We start from the raw sequence: 2,406 nt of genomic DNA, 5'->3' as shown, positions 1-2,406 counted from the left end.
CCCGGCGCCCGTGATCATCGCGACCTTACCGGCCAGCCGTGTCATTTCTTATCGCCCCGCGCGATCGCCAGGCCCAGGATGTAAGCCTTCGCGTGCGCAGAAGTCGTTTCCGCGCTCTGACCCGGCTTGTACAACGCCGAGCCGAGGCCGAAGCCGTTCGCGCCCGCCATGAGGAACGGTCCCATGTTGTCGGGTGAAATCCCGCCGACAGGCACCAGCGGCACGCGCGCGGAAATCACCGCGCGCCACGCCTTCACCACATGCGCGCCGAGTTGTTCGGCGGGGAACATCTTCAGCACGTCGGCGCCGTTTTTCAGCGCGAGAAATGCCTCGTTCGGCGTCGCGACGCCCGGCGAACATGCCATTCCTTGTGCTTTCGCCGCGCGAACCACATCGCCGTCGCTATGCGGCATCACGATCAGGTCGCCGCCAGCGGCCTTCACTTCATTCACGTAATGGGGATGCAAGACCGTTCCCGCGCCGATGATCGCGTCGGCGGGAAGCGCCTGGCGGATCTTCGCGATGCTGTCGAGCGGTTGCGGCGAATTCAGCGGCACTTCGATAATGCGAAAGCCCGCTTCGTAGAGCGCATGGGCGTGATCGACTGCGTCGGCGGGCGTCAGGCCGCGCATGATCGCGATCAGCGGACATTGCTCGAACGCGGCCATGAGGCCGGCGTGCGGCGTGTACGGGGCGGGAAGATTGATATCGGGTTGCATGTTTCCTGACTCCTGTTAGCGGGCTAACCGACCTTCGCGGTCGTGTGGATCAACCCGGCTTGCTGCGCAATCTGGTACAGCCCGCGTTCGGTGGCGTGCGCCACGGTGCGCGCCTCAGTGCAGCCATAACGCGCAAGTGCCCGGCGATACCGCTCGCACAGCGCGTCGTTGCCGATCAGCCTGAGCGTCATGCCAGCGAGGTGCGTCTGTTCGCGTGCAAGGACTTCGTTCAGGCCGCGCAATTCGTGGCCGATCAACAGGCCGGAAAGGTAATCGGCTTGTTGTTCGGGCTTGAGCTGACCCGTTAGTCCGAGCGTACGGGTGCTGAAAATCGTCGCGAGCATGCCGGCGTAGCCATCGTCGCGCGCGGTGTCCACGCCCTGGATGAACGCGGCCGGGTCCGGCTGTGCGTCGGTGCGCATCGTGCGGCCGAGAATCGTGTGGTCACGCAGCGCGCCAAAGGTCTCGCCGGTCATGAACGTGTAGAACCGCTCAATGCGTCCCTTCGATACGAATACCCACTTCGCGTGCGTTCCCGGCAAGCCGATCAGCGTGCCGTGCGGCGCCTCGTCGACCATAGTGTCGCCGGCGAGTGCGCCGAAGATTTGCGTTTCTTCGCCGCGCATCACGTTGGGCAGCGCGCCGGCTTCAAGCACGCCCGGCACGATATTGACCGTGAACCCATGCTTCGTCGTCACTTGCACGATGCCTGCGGCGAGCCCTTCCGGGCCAGCGGGCGTCGATACGTAAGGCGCTTCCACCCAGCCCTGCGCGCTGCCGACCATGCCGGCCGCGATCACCGTGAGGGTCGCGTCGGACTTGAGCCACGCACCGCAGGTTTCGTCGAAGGCCTGGTCGAAACCGCCTGCGTCGGCGGGACACGGAAGATTCATGATGCCCGCCGGCGACGAACGGGTGTCGAGCACGGTGCCATCGGCGGCAAGTAGATAGGCACGCAAGGACGTCGTACCCCAATCGAGCGCGATCAGCACCGGTTGCGTGGCCTGTTGTGCTGCTTGTCGTGGTGCTGCCGGATGCGCCGAAGCCGCTGCATTGATTGGCGTTGCGCTCATCGTTTGATCCTGCGTGTGGCGGGCTGCGGAACGCGCCAGCCGAGTTCTTCCGAGATCGCGCGCGCCTGGCGCTGCACGACGGGGATCAGTTCTTCCATGCGTTCCGACGGCATATAGGGGATCGTGCTCGCCACAGAGAGCGCCGCGACGATCTGGCCGGACGCGTCGCGTACCGGCGCGGCTACACATCGGATGGATGCTTCGTTTTCTTCCAGGTCGAAGGTGAAGCCACCTTGCGCATAGCGCGTCATGCGCTGTACGAAGGTATCGAAATCGGGTTGGTGATCGGGCCTGAACGTCACCTTCGCGAGCACGCGATGCGACGCTTCGAGCAGGTGCGACCATGCGTCGGGCGTGAGGTCGAGCATCATCGCCTTGCCAATTCCCGTCGATGCCAACGGCATCCTGTGCCCTACGCGCGAACGCATTTCGAGGCCGCGCGTGCCCGGAATCTTGTCGATGTAAAGCACGTCGTCGCCGTCGCGCACGCCCAGGTGAATCGTGTCGCGGGTGTACTCGGCGAGGGCTTGCAGGTGCGGACGCGCAACGGCGGTCAGCGGCATTTGTTCGAGCGCGATCGTGCCGAGTTCGATCAGTTTCGGGCCGAGCAGATA

At 64.7% G+C, this 2,406-nt stretch carries 3 protein-coding genes; all 3 read right to left on the bottom strand.

The window, feature by feature from the left end:
- Positions 1 to 41: 41 nt before the first annotated feature.
- A complete protein-coding gene (locus tag WCA53_RS16470) occupies positions 42 to 719 on the bottom strand; it encodes a 2-dehydro-3-deoxy-6-phosphogalactonate aldolase (protein ID WP_423912502.1) in 678 nt (225 codons plus the stop codon).
- 23 nt (positions 720 to 742) lie between these two features.
- Positions 743 to 1,792 (bottom strand): 2-dehydro-3-deoxygalactonokinase, encoded by a 1,050-nt coding sequence (locus WCA53_RS16465; RefSeq protein WP_423912499.1) that lies wholly within the window; start codon positions 1,790 to 1,792, stop codon positions 743 to 745.
- Positions 1,789 to 2,406, bottom strand: a 618-nt coding sequence (locus WCA53_RS16460; protein WP_423912496.1) for an IclR family transcriptional regulator, incomplete at its 5' end; no start/stop codon positions are given. The genes WCA53_RS16465 and WCA53_RS16460, both read right to left, overlap by 4 nt.

Origin of the sequence: Caballeronia sp. (assembly GCF_049581465.1) — a bacterium.
In the GTDB taxonomy this organism is placed as follows: Bacteria; Pseudomonadota; Gammaproteobacteria; order Burkholderiales; family Burkholderiaceae; genus Caballeronia.
This window is presented reverse-complemented; position numbering and strand designations above follow the sequence as displayed.